Annotated in this window: 14 protein-coding genes and 1 tRNA gene; 5 read left to right on the top strand and 10 right to left on the bottom strand. The window is 62.9% G+C overall.

Going from position 1 to position 15861, the window contains the following annotated elements; all coding sequences use genetic code 11:
* Positions 1-21: 21 nt before the first annotated feature.
* Both ACIU1A_RS24755 and ACIU1A_RS24750 read right to left on the bottom strand, forming a co-directional pair.
* Positions 22-98 (bottom strand) — tRNA-Arg (locus ACIU1A_RS24755).
* A gap of 85 nt (positions 99-183) precedes the next feature.
* Positions 184-1347, bottom strand: a complete 1164-nt coding sequence (locus ACIU1A_RS24750) for a M20 aminoacylase family protein (RefSeq protein ID WP_140513917.1) — start codon at positions 1345-1347, stop codon at positions 184-186.
* Between the two features lie 201 nt (positions 1348-1548).
* Between ACIU1A_RS24750 and ACIU1A_RS24745 the strand changes: the two genes are divergently transcribed.
* A complete protein-coding gene (locus ACIU1A_RS24745; protein ID WP_404925498.1) occupies positions 1549-2709 on the top strand; it encodes a D-alanyl-D-alanine carboxypeptidase family protein in 1161 nt (386 codons plus the stop codon).
* A 3-nt stretch (positions 2710-2712) separates the two neighbouring features.
* Positions 2713-3837 carry a CobW family GTP-binding protein gene (locus ACIU1A_RS24740; RefSeq protein ID WP_404925497.1) on the top strand — a complete coding sequence of 375 codons (1125 nt, stop codon included), beginning with the start codon at positions 2713-2715 and terminating at the stop codon, positions 3835-3837.
* Between the two features lie 12 nt (positions 3838-3849).
* On the opposite strand, the gene ACIU1A_RS24735 is transcribed toward ACIU1A_RS24740, so the two are convergent.
* The 5 genes from ACIU1A_RS24735 to ACIU1A_RS24715 form a co-directional block, all read right to left on the bottom strand.
* Positions 3850-4080, bottom strand: coding sequence for a sulfurtransferase TusA family protein (locus tag ACIU1A_RS24735; RefSeq protein WP_181168327.1), 231 nt, complete (start codon positions 4078-4080; stop codon positions 3850-3852).
* 11 nt (positions 4081-4091) lie between these two features.
* A complete protein-coding gene (locus ACIU1A_RS24730) occupies positions 4092-5378 on the bottom strand; it encodes a L,D-transpeptidase family protein (protein ID WP_404925496.1) in 1287 nt (428 codons plus the stop codon).
* A gap of 252 nt (positions 5379-5630) precedes the next feature.
* On the bottom strand, positions 5631-6581 hold the full coding sequence (locus ACIU1A_RS24725) for an acetyl-CoA carboxylase carboxyltransferase subunit alpha (protein ID WP_140525771.1): 951 nt from the start codon (positions 6579-6581) through the stop codon (positions 5631-5633).
* Between the two features lie 98 nt (positions 6582-6679).
* Positions 6680-7597, bottom strand: a complete 918-nt coding sequence (locus tag ACIU1A_RS24720) for a site-specific tyrosine recombinase XerD (protein WP_140525770.1) — start codon at positions 7595-7597, stop codon at positions 6680-6682.
* Between the two features lie 22 nt (positions 7598-7619).
* Complete coding sequence (locus ACIU1A_RS24715; protein WP_140513945.1) at positions 7620-7772, bottom strand: histidine kinase; 153 nt, start codon at positions 7770-7772, stop codon at positions 7620-7622.
* Between the two features lie 207 nt (positions 7773-7979).
* On the opposite strand from ACIU1A_RS24715, the gene ACIU1A_RS24710 reads away from it, so the two are divergent.
* From ACIU1A_RS24710 to ACIU1A_RS24700, 3 genes are read left to right on the top strand one after another with little or no spacing between them, the layout of a single operon-like run.
* Entirely contained in the window at positions 7980-8591 is a 612-nt protein-coding gene (locus ACIU1A_RS24710) for a shikimate kinase (protein WP_404925495.1), read from the top strand.
* Positions 8588-9793 (top strand): 3-dehydroquinate synthase, encoded by a 1206-nt coding sequence (gene aroB, locus ACIU1A_RS24705; protein WP_404925494.1) that lies wholly within the window; start codon positions 8588-8590, stop codon positions 9791-9793. The genes ACIU1A_RS24710 and aroB overlap by 4 nt, the downstream gene beginning before the upstream one ends.
* Positions 9790-10683 carry an HlyC/CorC family transporter gene (locus ACIU1A_RS24700; protein ID WP_404925493.1) on the top strand — a complete coding sequence of 298 codons (894 nt, stop codon included), beginning with the start codon at positions 9790-9792 and terminating at the stop codon, positions 10681-10683. Before aroB ends, ACIU1A_RS24700 begins: the two co-directional genes overlap by 4 nt.
* Positions 10684-10730: 47 nt before the next feature.
* Here ACIU1A_RS24700 and ACIU1A_RS24695 read toward each other — a convergent pair whose 3' ends face one another.
* Genes ACIU1A_RS24695 through ACIU1A_RS24685 form a run of 3 tightly spaced genes read right to left on the bottom strand, consistent with a single transcriptional unit; the run spans position 10731 to position 15565 of the window.
* Complete coding sequence (locus ACIU1A_RS24695; protein ID WP_140500756.1) at positions 10731-12275, bottom strand: SpoVR family protein; 1545 nt, start codon at positions 12273-12275, stop codon at positions 10731-10733.
* Between the two features lie 10 nt (positions 12276-12285).
* Complete coding sequence (locus tag ACIU1A_RS24690) at positions 12286-13596, bottom strand: YeaH/YhbH family protein (RefSeq protein WP_140525767.1); 1311 nt, start codon at positions 13594-13596, stop codon at positions 12286-12288.
* 19 nt (positions 13597-13615) lie between these two features.
* A complete protein-coding gene (locus ACIU1A_RS24685) occupies positions 13616-15565 on the bottom strand; it encodes a PrkA family serine protein kinase (RefSeq protein WP_140500854.1) in 1950 nt (649 codons plus the stop codon).
* Positions 15566-15861: the final 296 nt, after the last annotated feature.

The following is a 15861-nucleotide window of genomic DNA, read 5'->3' as shown; positions in this document are numbered from 1 at the left end:
TCCGGCTTAAGCAGCAAAACGTGGTGATCCCGACAGGAATCGAACCTGTGACCTACAGATTAGGAATCTGCCGCTCTATCCTACTGAGCTACGGGACCACGCGGCCCGACACATAGCCGCTTCCGATCGTTTCGCCAAGGGGCGGGCCGAACACAATCGGCCGGCCCCTGCCGCCGCCAGGCCTCAGGCGGCGAGCGCGGTTTCGGCCAGCTTCACCCAGTAGCTCATGCCGTGCGGGATGGCTTCGTCGTTGAAGTCATAGGCCGGGTTGTGAAGGCCGGCGGTGTCGCCATTGCCAATGAAAATGAAGGCGCCGGGCCTGGCTTCAAGCATGTAGGAGAAGTCCTCGCCGCCCATCACCGGCTGGATGCCGCGGTGGACATGAGCGTCGCCGGCGACGTTTGCCGCGACGTCGCTGGCAAAAACCGTCTCTTCCGCATGGTTGAAGGTTACGGGGTAGTTCGCCTGGTAATCGACCTCGATCTTGGCGCCGAACGCCGTGGCCAATCCGTCGCAGATGGCACGAATGCGCTCTTCCGACTTCTTGGCGATTTCCTTGCGCAAGGTGCGCACCGTGCCTGCGATCTCCGCCGATTCCGGGATGATGTTGTAGGCGTCGCCGGCATGGAACTTGGTCACCGACACCACCACGGCTTCGACCGGGTCGGTGCTGCGCGAGGCGATCGTCTGCAGGGCGCCGACCAACTGGCTGGTGATGACGATCGGGTCGATCGTGCCGTGCGGCATCGCCGCATGGCCGCCGCGGCCCTTCACGGTGATGGTGAATTCCGCGGTCGCCGCCATGATCGGGCCCGGCCGGATGGCGAACTGGCCGACCGGCAGGCCCGGCATGTTGTGCATGCCGAACACTTTCGCGATGTCGAAACGCTCCATCATGCCGTCCTTGACCATCTCGTTGCCGCCACCGCCGCCTTCTTCGGCCGGCTGGAAGATGACCGCCACCGAACCGGCGAAATTGCGCGTCTCGGCGAGATATTTCGCCGCACCCAAAAGCATCGCCGTATGGCCGTCATGGCCGCAGGCATGCATCTTGCCGGGAACGGTCGAGGCATAGGGCTTGCCGGTGATCTCGTTAAGCGGCAGCGCGTCCATGTCGGCGCGCAGGCCGATGGTGGCGCCTTCGCCCTGACGGCCGCGAATGATGCCCACGACGCCGGTCTTGCCCAGCCCCGTCACCACATCGTCGCAGCCGAAGGCCTTCAGCTTCTCGGTGACGAAGGCGGCTGTCTTGAAGACGTCGAAATTCAGTTCCGGGGTCTGGTGCAGATGTCGTCGCCAGCCGGCAACCTCGTCCTGCATTTCGGCGGCACGGTTCAGGATTGGCATGATAGTTCCATCTCGCTGTTGGGGCAGGTCCGCTGCCTTGCAATTGTGATCGTCAGGCACTTTGCCATGTTGACGTCACATAGAGTAAATAGCACCGCAACAATGCGGTCCGTTTTTGAGGGCGGACTCATTTTGCTGGCGATCGCGTAAATCTTACGGAGCCAGGGGCGACTACGGCAAGAGGCGATTTCGGATTCGATCATGCGGCACAGGCATTTCCTCAAACTATTCTGCGCGGGCGCCGTGGCGTTCTCGGCGCTGGCCGGGCCGGCGCTGGCCAACCCGGTCGTGCTGTTCGACCTGAACAGCGGCAAGATCCTCGAACATCAGGACGCGTTCAAGCGCTGGTACCCGGCATCGCTGAGCAAGCTGATGACGGCCTATGTGACCTTCCGGGCGATAGCGGCCGGCGAGGTCCGGCTCGATTCGCCGATCAAGGTAACGAAACATTCCGCCGCCGAGCCGCCGAGCAAGATGGGCTTCAAGCCAGGCTCGGTGATGCGGCTCGACAATGCGCTGAAGATGATGCTGGTCAAGTCGGCAAACGACATCGCCATGGCCGTCGGCGAGAATGTCGGGGGATCGCAGGCAGCCTTTGCCGAGCGCATGAACGCCGAAGCGGTCCGGCTCGGCATGAACGGAACGCATTTCGTCAATCCGAACGGGCTTTATTCGCCGGACCAGTACACCACAGCGCGCGACCTGGCCGTGCTGGTGACGGCGATCCGCCGCGAGTTTCCGCAATATGCGCCGTGGTTCTCGATCGAGGGGCTTGCGGTCGGCAAGAAGGCGATCCCCAACTACAACCTGTTGATCGGTCGCTATCCCGGGGCCGACGGCATGAAGACGGGCTTCGTCTGCCCCTCCGGCTTCAACATGATCGGTTCGGCGACCCGCAACGGCCGCACGCTGGTGGCGGTGGTGCTCGGCGAGAAGTCGGCGATCACCCGTGCCGAGGCCGCGGCCAAACTGCTCGACCAGGGTTTCGATACGCCTGCCGCCGGCTCGGCCACCATTGCCACGCTGGCGCCCTACGGCGACACCATCTCGCCCAACGACATGCGTGACGAGATCTGCAAGAAGAAGGCGCCGGCTGAGCAGTCCGAGGCACCGCCCGTCGTCGCCAAGAACGTGCCGAAATCGCCCTACCAGGAAAAGCTCGACCACGTGCCGACACTGGTTGCCGTGGGGCTTGGCGGCGCGACCGGCCCGACGCCGATGGCCATGCTCGCCCAGGGCGGCGAGGAATATGCCGACGTGCCCATTCCGACCTGGCGTCCGGACAGACCGGCGCCCGGCGCCGGCCCGACGGTGGCGGGCTCGGCTGCGCAGGGCGACCAGCCGGTCAAGGTTGCGAACTAGGCAATGAGCGGTTTTCCCATCCCTGTTTCCGTGCTGACCGGTTTTCTCGGTGCCGGCAAGACGACGCTGCTCAACCGGCTCCTGAAGGACCCGGCGCTGGCCGACACGGCCGTGATCATCAACGAATATGGCGAAGTGGCGATCGATCATCTGCTGGTCGAACAGGCGTCCGACGGCATCATCCAGCTTTCGGACGGCTGCCTATGCTGCACGGTGCGCGGCGAACTGGTCGACACGCTGGCCGATCTGGTCGACCGGCTGCAGACCGGCCGCATCGCCCGCCTTGCCCGCGTCATCGTCGAGACCACCGGCCTTGCCGATCCGGCGCCGGTGCTGCAATCGATCATGGCGCATCCGGCCCTGGTCCAGGCTTTCCGGCTCGACGGCGTCATCACCTTGGTCGACGCGGCCAACGGCGATGCCACGCTCGATGCCCATGTCGAGGCGGTCAAGCAGGTCGCCGTCGCCGACCGCATCGTGCTCTCCAAAACCGACCTGGTCGCTGGTCCGGATGGACCGGAAGCGCTGCGGACGCGGCTGCGGCAGATCAATCCGGGCGCCGAACTGCTGGCTGTCGACGATGCGAAAAGGAGCGTCGCGGCGCTGTTCGACTGCGGCCTCTACAACCCGGCGACCAAATCCGCCGATGTGCGGCGCTGGCTCGGCGAGGAGGCGACGCATGACCATGATCATCATGATCATGACGGGCATGACCACGGGCATGACCAGGGGCACGGCCACGACCACGGGCACCGGCACGATCAGCGAATCCGCACCCACTCCCTGGTGCATGACGGCCCGGTGCCGTTCTCGGCCATCGAGATGTTCCTCGATCTTTTGCGCTCCACGCATGGCGAGCGCCTGTTGCGCATGAAGGGCGTCATCGAACTCGAGGAAGATCCGTCGCGGCCGCTGGTGGTGCATGGCGTGCAGAAAATCCTGCATCCGCCAGCTCGATTGCCGTCCTGGCCGGACGGCCAGCGCGGCACCCGGCTGGTGCTGATCACGCTCGACATGCCCGAAGACTATGTAAGGCGACTGTTTGCCGCCTTCACCAACCGGCCCTCGATCGACACGCCCGACCGCGCGGCGCTGGAGAACAATCCCCTGGCGATCGCGGGACGCTGACCTTTACGACAGCTATTCGCCGCGCTCGACCAGGAAGCGGTGACCGCCTGATATGGCGGATGTCTCTACGAGATGATGACCAGAGTCGGCGCAGAACGCCGGAATGTCGATAACCGCGAGCGGATCGGTCGTTTCCAGCCAGAGCCGGCTGCCGGGCCGCATCCCGGCCAGCCGCTTCTTCGCCTTCAGCACCGGCAAAGGGCAGTTCAGCCCCTTCAGATCGTAGACGGTGACGTCGGTCACGGCGAAAAATGTCAGCCGCCGAACATGCCGAGCAGCTTGTTCTTCAGCCTCGTCACGCGGCTCTCGTCGGCACTTGCGGCCTGCGTTTCGGCCGGCGGTGCGGGCTCGGCCGGCGCTTCGATCGTCGCGGTGGCGACAGGGGCTTCCTTGGCGGTCTTGGCCGCTTCCTTTTCGGCCAGCGCTTGCGCCTTGGCCTGCTTGGCAGCTTCTATCGCGGCCAGCCGCTGCTCCTCGGCTTTTTGCTTCGCGGCCTTTTCGGCATCGAGCGCGGCCATCTTGCGGCCGGCGGGCGAATCGATGCGGCCCATGCGCGCCGTCTCGGTGACCGAGCCGTCCGAGTTGAGCGATGGCGGGTCGATCGGCACGCGCTCGCCGCGCGCACGGCGCTTGGACCAGTCGGAGACGATGCTGGCTTCCTTGATGCCGGCGATGGTGGGCTTGGGCGCCGGCGTGCTTGCCTTGAGGGCGCCGTTGAACGCAGCCTCATACGTGCTCTGATAAGCACTGTAGGCGCTTTTCAGCGAATCCGGCTGCGTGGACGCAGGGCAGGGGCCGGTCGGATTGAATGTGGTGCCTTCGGGAGCCACCTGGTTGAAGACGTAGCGCTTCTCGCAAACGTCGACTTTCGGCGGTACCTTGGTGATCTCGAAATTGTCGTAGCCGACCTTCAGCATCTTCCAGAATTCGTAATTCGGGTCGTTGCGGTAGCGCGCCATGTTGGCGGCGGTCATGCGGAACGGGAAGGCCTGGATCTGGAACTCGGTCTGGCCGCCCTGGAAGGCATCGCGGCCGAACGCATAGATCTGCTCGATCTGGGCATCGGTCATCGAATAGCAGCCCGAAGACGAGCAGGCGCCGTGCACCATCAGGTTGGAGCCGGTGCGGCCGTTGGCGCGGTCATAGGCGTTGGGATAGCCGATGTTGAAGGACAGATGGTAGTTCGAGCGCGGGTTCATCTGCGCCGGACGCACGGTATAAAAACCTTCCGGCGCCTGGCGGTCGCCCTCGGTGTATTTCGGCCCGAGCTTGCCCGACCATTTGCAGATATCGTAGCTGGCGACCATGTCGTAGCGGCCGTTGGTCTTGGCCTTCCAGATTTCGAGCTTGCCCTCTTCCTTGAAGATGCGCGCCATCACTGAGGAGGTGCGCACCATGCCCTTGGCCCTCATGTCGGCCAGGATCTTGTCGGGCAGGGGCTTGTTGGCCTCCGGGGCAAAATCCTTCATCGACGAATCATTGCAGCCGGCGACGGCTATCGCGGTGATGAGAATTCCGGTGCGGGCAAGCTTGGCAAACATGGATAAGGCTACGTCTTCTCTTTCGGGCCAATGGCTTCGAAACGGCCGAGCCCGCATGCTGAACACAGACGGACCGTAAGCCCGTTAACCTTGAAAATTCCTTACCGCAAGCCTCGGCCACCCCTCACGGCAATTCCATTGAACCGAATCCGGCGGCATTTTTGTGGCGAAATTGCTCATCGCCGCCACATTGCCGTGGAGCGTTGCCGTGGAGGCGGCTTGCGGCGGCCCGGTTGAGCCGCCAAATCGTGGTCAGAGGCTGCGGCCCATTGCCAGATACTTCTCGCGGCGCTGCTCGCGAAAATCCATGTTGGCGCCGGCAAAATCCTTCATCGTCTTGGCGATGAGATCGCCCGTCGCGGCAATCACCGTTTCGGGTGCGCGCTGGGCGCCGCCGATCGGTTCGGGAATGATGGCGTCGATGATCTTCAGTTCCAGAAGGTCTTGGGCGGTGATCTTCATGTTGGTCGCCGCGTCCTTGGAGCGCGTCGTGTCGCGCCACAGGATGGAGGCCGCGCCCTCGGGCGAGATCACCGAATAGATGGCATGTTCCAGCATGTAGACGCGGTTGGCGGTGGCGATGGCAATGGCGCCGCCCGAACCGCCTTCACCGATGACAACCGAAATCGATGGCACCTTGAGCGCAAGGCAGGCCGAGGTCGAACGGGCAATGGCTTCGGCCTGGCCGCGCTCCTCGGCGCCGACGCCGGGATAGGCGCCGGCCGTGTCGACCAATGTCAGCAGCGGGATCTTGAAGCGGTCGGCAAGCTCCATCAGCCGCACGGCCTTGCGATAGCCTTCGGGGCGCACCGAGCCGAAATTGTGCTTCAGCCGGCTCGCCGTGTCGGAGCCCTTCTCCTGGCCGAGGATCGCTACCGGTTCGCCGCGGAACCGGGCAAAGCCGCCGACGATCGCCTGGTCCTCGCCGAAATTGCGGTCGCCGGCGAGCGGCGTGAAATCGCTGAACAGGCCCTTGATGTAGTCGACGCAGTGCGGCCTGTCGGAATGGCGCGCCACCTGCACCTTCTGCCATGGGGTCAATGCCTTGTAGAGATCGCGCAGGGCATCGCGCGACCGCTTCTCGAGCCTGCTGATCTCGTCGGCGACATCGACCGCCTCGCCGTTCTCGGCAAGCTTCTTCAGTTCCAGGATCTTGAGTTCCAGATCCTGCACCGGCTTTTCGAAATCGAGGTAGTTGTACATGCTTGGGCGGACCGATACGTCGGAAGCAAAGACTGGCGGGACCCTGAAATCCGGGGCTCCGGGCGATGGAACGTCGCCCTCACATAGCGATATGAGGTCTAGTCGGCAAGCGGGTGATGATCGTTGACCAGCCGCACCAATCGCTCCTCCAGCACATGGGTATAGATCTGTGTCGTCGATATGTCGGCATGGCCAAGCAGTTGCTGGACGGCCCTGAGATCAGCCCCGTTCTGCAAGAGATGGCTGGCGAAAGCATGGCGAAGCACATGTGGCGAGACCTTGGCCGAGGCGATGCCGGCCCGGGCCGCCAGCCCCTTGAGGTCGCGAGCGAAGACCTGGCGCGAGAGGTAGCCGCTGTCCGACGCGGCAGGAAACAGGAACGGGCTGTCAGCGAAAGCGGGCACCTTGGCCCGGGCGGCGAGCCAGGCTCGCATCGCCGCGCGCGCCTTGGCCGACAGCGGCACCATGCGCTCCTTGTCGCCCTTGCCGCGCACCATGAAGAAACGGTCGTCGCGTTGCGCCACCGTCACCGGCAAGCCGACCAGTTCCGAAACACGCAGGCCCGTCGCATAAAGCACTTCGACCAGCGCGTGCAGGCGCAGCGCCGCCAGCCTGTCGCTGTCGCCGAGCCCGGCATCGCCGGCCTCCTGCGCGGCGCGGTCGATCAGCCGGCCGGTGTCGGCCTCGCTCATGGTCTTCGGCAGCGGGCGGCCTTTTTTCGGGCTGTCCAGCGTGCCGGTCGGGTCGTCGCCGCGCAGGCCCTCGGCGTAGAGGAATTTGAAGAACTGGCGGATCGCCGACAATTTGCGTGCCTGCGATGTCGGGGCGAAGCCGCGTGCGGCGATGTCGTCGAGATAGGCGCGGATGTCTTCGGCGCCGGCGCCGGCAAGACCGCCGGGGATTTCCTGCGAAGCGTCATCGAGGTCGCGGCGATAGGAGGAAAGCGTGTTTTCGGCGGCACCCCGCTCGGCGCTCATCATCTCCAGAAAGGCTTCGATGCGGGCAGCGCTGTTCATTTCCTGAAGTTTTTCTTCGGGCTCAGTTTTTCTTTGGGTTCAGCTTTTCCGCAGGGATGCGCACGCTCATTTCCGCCTTTTTCGGCTCGACGAACATCACCAACGCGAACATCGTACCATAGGCGATGCCCGCCAGAATCGCTGTTATCACGACAAGGCGAAACAGTGTCGGCATCAATCTTCGCCCGTCTTCTTGTTCTGCGTTTCCAAACCCTGTGCCCTTATGGGACGCCAATCCGGCCAATTCAAGCAAGAAGCTGAAGCGCGCCGGCAACTTCCAATGCAGCCGGTTCCTCGCTCGCGGGAGGCCAGCCTGCCTCAGTGCGCTTGACGCAACCGGGCTTTTCATGTCGATACGCCGGCAAAGAGGGCTTCGAGGCTGATGAACGCGCTACCAGCAAATCCTCCGGGCGGGAGCCATGCCGCGCTGCTGGGCAGGCTCGGCGGCCGCTCCATCGTCTTTGTCGGCCTGATGGGCGCCGGCAAGACCGCGATCGGCCGCAAGGTCGCCACCGTGCTGGCGCTGCCTTTCATCGACAGCGACCAGGAGATCGAAAACGTCTCGCGCATGACCGTTCCGGAACTGTTCGAACGCTATGGCGAAACGGAGTTCCGGGCGCTGGAGCAGCGCGTCATCCTGCGCGTGCTGGAAAACGGCCCGCAGGTGCTGTCGACCGGCGGCGGCGCCTTCATGAACGCACAGACGCGCGAGGCGATAGCGGCACATGGCGTGTCGGTATGGCTGAAGGCCGAACTCGACCTTTTGATGGACCGGGTCTCCAAGAAACAGAACCGGCCGCTGCTGAAGAGCCCCGATCCGCGTGGCGTGCTCGAGCGGCTGATGAGTGAACGCTATCCGGTCTATGCGACATCGGACGTCACCGTGCCGACCCGCGACGAGCGCAAGGAAGTCATCGCGGCCGAGGTGGTGGAGGCGCTGTGCCGGCATTTCGATATAGCCCAGACCACTCCCGCGGGCGAGGTCGAACCATGAGCGCCGCTGCTGCCGTTGCCGTCGAGGTCGGACTTGGCGAGCGGGCTTACGACATCCTGATCGGGCCGGGGCTTTTGTCGCACGCCGGCGCCGAGATGTCGCGCCGCCTGCCGGGCCGACGCGTCGCAGTCGTGACCGACGAAAACGTCGCGGCGGCGCATCTCGATACGCTGAAGGCCGGCTTGCTCGAGAGCGGCATCGAGCCCGCCGTGATCACGCTGCCGCCCGGCGAGAAAACCAAGAGTTTCGCGCATCTCGAAGCGGTGGTGGACGGCGTCCTGGCCGCGAAGCTGGAACGCGGCGATGTCGTCATCGCCCTCGGCGGCGGCGTCATCGGCGACCTGGCCGGCTTTGCCGCCGGCATCGTGCGCCGCGGCATGAACTTCGTGCAGATCCCGACCTCGCTCCTGGCGCAGGTCGATTCCTCGGTCGGCGGCAAGACCGGCATCAACAGCGCGCGCGGCAAGAACCTGGTCGGCGTCTTCCACCAGCCGAAGCTGGTGCTGGCCGATACCGGAGTGCTCGATACGCTGCCGATCCGCGAATTTCGCGCCGGCTACGCCGAACTCGCCAAATACGGGCTGATCGACCGGCCCGAATTCTTTGCCTGGCTGGAGAAAAACTGGGCCAGCGTGTTCGCCGGCGGACCGGAGAGGGTAGAGGCCATCGCCGAGGCCTGCCGCGCCAAGGCCGATGTCGTTGCCCGCGACGAGTTCGAGACCGGCGACCGCGCGCTGCTCAATCTCGGCCACACTTTCGGCCATGCGCTGGAGGCCGCCACCCGATATGACGGCGCCCGCCTCGTGCATGGCGAGGGGGTCGCCATCGGCATGGCGCTGGCGCATCGCTTCTCGTCGCGGCTCAACCTGGCCAGTCCTGACGCCGCGGCGCGCGTCGAGGCGCATCTCAACACGGTGGGACTGCCGTGGCGGATGGCCGACATTCCGGGCGAACTGCCCGACGCCGATGCGCTGCTTGGCTTCATCACCCAGGACAAGAAAGTGTCGCGCGGCGCGCTGACCTTCATCCTGACGCGCGGCATCGGAGAGGCCTTCATCGCGAAGGACGTGCCGGCCTCGGAAGTGCTCTCGTTCCTCAGGGAGAACCACCCGAGCGCGACGGAAGGCCATCCGGGCCGGCAAGGCAGCCGTCCGGACAAGCAAAAGAGCCGTCTTGACAGGCAAGAGAGCCGTCCGAAATGAACGGGGCCGGCTGGATCGTCGTCGCTGCCCTTGCCGTCCTCATCGTGTTGGCCGTCGCCATGCGCACGCGCCTGCTTGCCGCTTTCGGCTATGAACTGTCGCGCATCGAGCCGCAGCGTTCGAGCGGGGACGAGCTGCGCGGCGCCGTCGACGATTTCCGCCGTGACGGCCAGGTGGTGCGCGAGGAGCGCGACCGCGTCGGCGGGTTGTTCGACCTCGAAGAGCTCGAAGTTTCCGACGTCATGGTCCACCGCACCAACATGCGCTCGGTCAATGCCGACAATGCGCCGGAAGCCGTGGTGCGCGAGATCCTCCAGAGCCCGCACACCCGCATGCCTTTGTGGAAGGGGTCGCTCGACAACATTGTCGGCGTGCTGCACGCCAAGGACCTGCTGCGCGCCCTCAACGATGTCGGCAACGACTTCTCCAGGATCGATGTGATGAAGATCGCGTCAAAGCCCTGGTTCGTGCCCGATACGACGACATTGCAGGAACAGCTCAACGCCTTCCTGCGCCGCAAGGCGCATTTCGCCGTCGTCGTCGACGAGTATGGCGAGGTCGAGGGGCTGGTGACGCTGGAGGACATCATCGAGGAGATTGTCGGCGAGATCGCCGACGAGCACGATGTCGACATACAGGGCGTCAAGCAGGAGGCGGACGGTTCCGTCGTCGTCGACGGAACCGTGCCGATCCGCGACCTGAACCGGGCGCTCGACTGGGACCTGCCGGACGAGGAGGCAACCACCATCGCCGGCCTGGTCATCCATGAGACGCAGTCGATCCCCGAGGAGAAGCAGGCCTTCACCTTCCACGGCAAGCGTTTCATCGTCATGAAACGCGACAAGAACCGCGTCGCCAGGCTCAGGATCAGGCCGGCAGGCGACAGCTGAACGGTCCATCGTGTCGCAGACACGCACAACCGCGTCATCCCTGATGCTCAACAGTCCTTGGTCGAGCGTTCGCCGACCATTGCGTCGGTGTCGGCGTCGACGGCCGCCAGGCTGACTTCATAGCCCCAGAGATGCCGGATGTGGCGAAGGGTCGCGTCGCGGCTGTCATTCTCCAGCACGACCCCATTCTTCACCTTGTGCTGTAGCCGCAAATGCCGGTCGCCGAGCAGGTCCACGTCCACAACCTGGATGTCGGGCCGGCTCGCGCCCACATCATAGCTGTGGGCCAGCGCGGCGCGTATGTTGTTGTAGCCCCGCTCGTTGTGGATCGATGCGACTTCGTAGTGCGGTTGGTCGGCTCCATCGGCCAGGACGAAGAGCCGCCATTTTCGTATCAAGGTCGGGCTGAGATACTGGCGAATGAAGGATTCGTCGCGGTGGTTGGCCCAGGCGTCGAGCAGCGTCTCAAGCCAGTCGCCACGGCCGGCTATGTCCGGGAACCAGTCGCGATCTTCGGCTGTCGGCTCGGTCGAGATGCGCTGAATGTCCTGCATCATGTCAAGCCCGAGCGCGTAGGGGTTGATGCCGGAAAACCGCTGGTCGTCGAAGGATGGCTGGAAGATCACGTTCGAGTGGTTGCGCAGGATTTCGAGCATCGCGCCTTCGGTGATCCGGCCACGGTCGAACAGCATGTTCATGAGCGTGTAGTGCACGAAAGTGGCGCAGCCTTCGTTCATCACCTGGGTTTGCCGCTGCGGGTAAAAATACTGCGCAATGACGCGGACGATCCTGAGGATCTCGCGCTGCCAGGGTTCGAGGACAAGGCTGTTCTTCTCAAGGAAATAGAGCAGGTTTTCCTCGGGCAGATTGAGCGATTTCTTCCGCTCCGACACGCCTTCATCGCCGGCTTCGGAGTTGTCGGCGTCCTGCGCGGGCGGCAGGGTGCGCCATAAGTCATTGTAGGAACGCTCCTCGTATTCGAGGCGCTCGCGAAGTCCCTCGCGCTGCTGCTCCGACGACAGTTTCGGCGGCCGGTGATACCGGAACACGCCTTGCTCCATCAGCGCGTGTGCGGAATCGAGAATGGCTTCCACGGCAGCCAGGCCGTGCCGCTCCTCGCACCGGGCGATGTAGCCCTTGGCAAAGTCCAGATAGCTCAGGATCCCTCCGGCATCCGTCCATTGGCGGAAAAGGTAATTGTTCTTGAAGAAGTGATTGTGTCCAAGTGCTGCATGGGCAGTCACCAAGGCCTGCAGCGCCATGGTGTTTTCCTCCATCAGGTAGACGATGCAGGGATTGGAATTGATGACCAATTCATAGGCCAGCCCGCGACCGCCTTTGCGATAGAGAAGCTCGTTGTAGAGGAAATGCTTGCCGAACGACCAATGCCGGTACATCAGCGGCATGCCGACCGACGAGTAGGCGTCGAGCATCTGCTCGGAAGAGATGACCTCCATCTGCACCGGATAGGTGTCGAGATGAAGCTGGTCGACCGCAATCGCCTCGATCTCCTCATAGACCCGCGACAGCTTTTTGAAATCCCAGTCGGATCCGGAGAAAAGCAACCCCGATTTGTTGGCCTGGCCAGCCATCCGGCACCCCTTACGCGCTCTTGGCCATAGCCGGCTGCCTGGCGAAAAGCTGGCGAAATACCGGGTAGATATCGGCCGGAGCGGCGATGCGCCTCATCTGGAAGTTCGGCCATTTTTGCTCGACGGCGCTATAGGCGCGCCAGAGCGAGGTGCCATTTTCGGTCGAGCCGAAAATATGACTTTCGCGTTCGTCGATGATCTCCACATAGGCGAAATACTGGCACAGGCGCATGAGCTTGCCATGGAGCAGTTCTATGCAGCGCTGCGAGTCAGTGGCGAAATTGTCACCGTCCGAAGCCTGGGCGGCATAGATGTTCCACTCCGTGGCCGGATAGCGTTGTTCTATGATGCGTTGCATTTCCTCCAGCGCGGTGGAAACGACCGTGCCTCCGCTTTGCGTGCAGTAGAAGAATGTCTCTTCGTCCACCTCCTGGGCCTCGTGCGTGTGGCGGATGAAGACGATCTCCGTGCGCTCATAGCGTCGGGTCAGGAACAGGTGCAGCAGAACGAAGAAGCGCTTGGCCAAATCCTTCTCGCGCTCGCCCATCGACCCGGAGACGTCCATCAGGCAGAACATGACGGCGCTGGCATTCGGCACCGGCTGCGGGTCGAAGCGATTGAAGCGGATGTCGACGGGATCGACAAAGGCAATACGCTTTCGGCGGCGCTCCAGCCGCTCGAGTTCCTCCCGCAAAGTCAAGATGCGTTCGCGGGTCGCGGCGTTTGGCGGCTTCGATTCCAGTTTGGCGAGCTGCCGGAGGATCGCATCCAGCTCCGGCTGCTTTGGGCGCCCAAGCGCGATACGGCGGGCGTGGCTGTTTCGCATCGTGCGCCCGACATTGATGTTGGTCGGTGATCCTGTTGCCGCAAAACCTGCCCGCCTTGGCTTGAATGCGAGTATCTGCTTGAGATTGAGCTTGACCAGATCCGGCAGTTCGAGATCCTCGAAAAAGAGGTCGAGAACTTCCTCGCGCGAAAGCACGAAGCGAAAGTCGTCCTCGGATGCCGTGTTTCCCGGCGACGAGGAACCTGCGCCGCCCTGCCCGGGTTTGGGCACCAGATCTCCGGGAATAAACGTTCTGTTTCCTGGCAGGATGTGCTGGCGCCGGCCGCTGTCCCTGGCATCGCTGAAGGTCGGTTCGCTGGTGCCTCTGTGGGGCATCGGCACGGCATGCCCGCTGTCCACATCGGCGATCCGGCCCGTCCTTATCTGGTCACGAATGCTCCGCTTGAGTTCTTCCCGCGCGCGCCTGAGAAAGCGCTGGCGATTGCCCAGGTTCTTGTCCTTCGGATTGAGGCGGCGGTCGATGAAGATCGGCATGGAACCATCCGGGCTTTTCTCAGCCCGCCTTGTTCACGCGCATGTACCAGTCGACCAGCCGCCGTACCTGCCGCTCGGTGTAGCCGCGTTGCACCATGCGCTGCACGAATTCATTGTGCCGCTTTTCCGTGACGCTGTCCTGCTTGGAGCCGAAACTGATCACCGGCAGAAGATCTTCGACCTGGCCGAACATGCGCTTCTCGATGACCTCGCGCAGCTTTTCGTAGCTTGTCCATGACGGGTTGCGGCCGTGGTTGCGTGCCCGGGCACGCAGCGTGAACTTGACCACTTCGTTGCGGAAATCCTTGGGGTTGGCGATGCCGGCCGGTTTTTCGACCTGCGACAACTCCTTGTCCAATATCTCGCGGTTGAGGATCTGGCCCGTATCGGGATCCTTGTAGTCCTGATCTTCGATCCAGGCATCGGCATAGGCGATGTAGCGGTCGAATAGGTTCTGGCCATACTCGCTGTACGATTCCAGATAGGCCTTCTGGATCTCGTGGCCGATGAACTCGGCATAGCGCGTTGCCAGTTCCGACTTGATGAACTCGAGATAGCTCGCTTCCGTCTCCTTTGGGAACTGCTCGCGCTTGATCGCCTCTTCCAGGATGTACATCAGGTGCACGGGATCCGCCGCGACCTCGTTGGTGTCGTAGTTGAATGTCTGCGACAGGATCTTGAAGGCGAAGCGCGTGCTTACGCCGGTCATGCCCTCGTCGACGCCGGCGGCGTCGCGATATTCCTGAACCGACTTGGCCCGGGGGTCGACCTCCTTGAGGTTTTCGCCGTCATAGGCGCGCATCTTGGTGTAGAGCGGCGAATTGTCGTGCTCGGCAAGACGGGTCGAGACCGTGAACCGGCTGAGAATATCCAGCACTTCAGGTGCGCAGGGGCTGCCGGCCAGCTCGCTCTCGCGCAACAGTTTCTCGTAGATATGCCTTTCTTCGGTGATCCGCAGGCAATACGGCACCTTGACCACGAGGATGCGGTCGAGAAAGGCCTCATTATTCTTGTTGTTCTTGAACTGTTGCCACTCCGATTCGTTGGAATGGGCAACGATGATGCCCTGATAGGGGAAGGCGCCGAAATTCTCGGTGCCGTTATAGCTGCCTTCCTGGGTCGCCGTCAGCAGCGGATGCAGGACCTTGATGGGCGCCTTAAACATCTCGACGAATTCGAGCAGGCCTTGCGTGGTCCGGTTCAGCCCGCCGCTGTAGGAATAAGCGTCCGGATCGGACTGGCTGAAATCCTCCAATTGCCTGATGTCGACCTTGCCAACCAGAGCCGAGACATCCTGATTGTTCTCGTCGCCAGGCTCCGTCTTGGCTATAGCGATCTGGCGCAGCCGCGAGGGCATCAATTTCACCACGCTGAATTTGGAAATGTCGCCAGACAATTCATCAAGCCGCTTGGCCGCCCAGGGCGAGATAATGCCGTTGAGGCGACGCCGGGCTATGCCGTATTTGTCCTCCAGCAGATCGCCCATGCGATCGGGATGGAACAGGCCGAGCGGCGACTCGAAAATCGGACTGATCTGATTGCCGGCCTTGAGCGTGTAGATCGGGCGTTCCTCCATCAGTTTCTTCAGCCGTTCGGCCAGGGAGGACTTGCCGCCGCCGACAGGGCCGAGGAGATAGAGGATCTGCTTACGCTCCTCGAGCCCCTGCGACGCATAGCGGAAATAGCCGGCGATGCGTTCGATCGTATCCTCCATTCCGTAGAAATCGGAGAAGGTGGGATACACCTTGACCGTGCGGTTGGAGAAAATGCGGCCGAGCCGCTCGTCCTTGCTGGTGTCGACCAAGTTCGGCTCGCCGATTGCCTCGACCATCCGTTCCGGCGCCGAGGCATACATTGACTTGTCTTCCCGGCAGGCAAGGAGATACTGCTGGAGGCTTATTTCCTCCTGGCCCGCGTTTGCATAAATCTCCGAAAACAGATCGAAGACGTCGGACTGGTTCTCACCCATGATGGTTGCCCTCAGAGCCATTCTGGCTGCCGCCCGGCTCATCTCATTCAACTACCGGGATGCATTGTGGTTCCCTCCACATTGGAGAGAGAGCGTGTATCTGCATCGAACTTGGACAGCACACAGTTACAATGCTCGTCTGATATCTCAGGTGGTGATGGCCAGAGGAGACCGTCAAGGGCAAATATCGATTTCGTGAACCGAACGGCAAAGCGAGTGCATTGATGCGGCTGGTACGGTGTTGAATCAGATCGTTGAGCACTCCCAAGTCTAACGGGATGCTCGTGGTGCGTGCG

The sequence above is a fragment of the Mesorhizobium maamorense genome, from assembly GCF_044998965.1.
Classification (GTDB): Bacteria; Pseudomonadota; Alphaproteobacteria; order Rhizobiales; family Rhizobiaceae; genus Mesorhizobium.
This window is presented reverse-complemented; position numbering and strand designations above follow the sequence as displayed.

Bases quoted from the DNA above. Each gene is read 5' to 3' on its own strand.
- ACIU1A_RS24695 (WP_140500756.1), bottom strand. From the start codon at position 12,275: ATGGCTGGCCAGGCCAACAAATCGGGGTTGCTTTTCTCCGGATCCGAC.
- ACIU1A_RS24685 (WP_140500854.1), bottom strand. From the start codon at position 15,565: ATGGGTGAGAACCAGTCCGACGTCTTCGATCTGTTTTCGGAGATTTAT.
- ACIU1A_RS24720 (WP_140525770.1), bottom strand. From the start codon at position 7,597: ATGAACAGCGCTGCCCGCATCGAAGCCTTTCTGGAGATGATGAGCGCC.
- ACIU1A_RS24740 (WP_404925497.1), top strand. From the start codon at position 2,713: ATGAGCGGTTTTCCCATCCCTGTTTCCGTGCTGACCGGTTTTCTCGGT.
- aroB (WP_404925494.1), top strand. From the start codon at position 8,588: ATGAGCGCCGCTGCTGCCGTTGCCGTCGAGGTCGGACTTGGCGAGCGG.
- ACIU1A_RS24750 (WP_140513917.1), bottom strand. From the start codon at position 1,347: ATGCCAATCCTGAACCGTGCCGCCGAAATGCAGGACGAGGTTGCCGGC.
- ACIU1A_RS24715 (WP_140513945.1), bottom strand. From the start codon at position 7,772: ATGCCGACACTGTTTCGCCTTGTCGTGATAACAGCGATTCTGGCGGGC.
- ACIU1A_RS24745 (WP_404925498.1), top strand. From the start codon at position 1,549: ATGCGGCACAGGCATTTCCTCAAACTATTCTGCGCGGGCGCCGTGGCG.
- ACIU1A_RS24730 (WP_404925496.1), bottom strand. From the start codon at position 5,378: ATGTTTGCCAAGCTTGCCCGCACCGGAATTCTCATCACCGCGATAGCC.
- ACIU1A_RS24710 (WP_404925495.1), top strand. From the start codon at position 7,980: ATGAACGCGCTACCAGCAAATCCTCCGGGCGGGAGCCATGCCGCGCTG.
- ACIU1A_RS24690 (WP_140525767.1), bottom strand. From the start codon at position 13,596: ATGCCGATCTTCATCGACCGCCGCCTCAATCCGAAGGACAAGAACCTG.
- ACIU1A_RS24725 (WP_140525771.1), bottom strand. From the start codon at position 6,581: ATGTACAACTACCTCGATTTCGAAAAGCCGGTGCAGGATCTGGAACTC.
- ACIU1A_RS24700 (WP_404925493.1), top strand. From the start codon at position 9,790: ATGAACGGGGCCGGCTGGATCGTCGTCGCTGCCCTTGCCGTCCTCATC.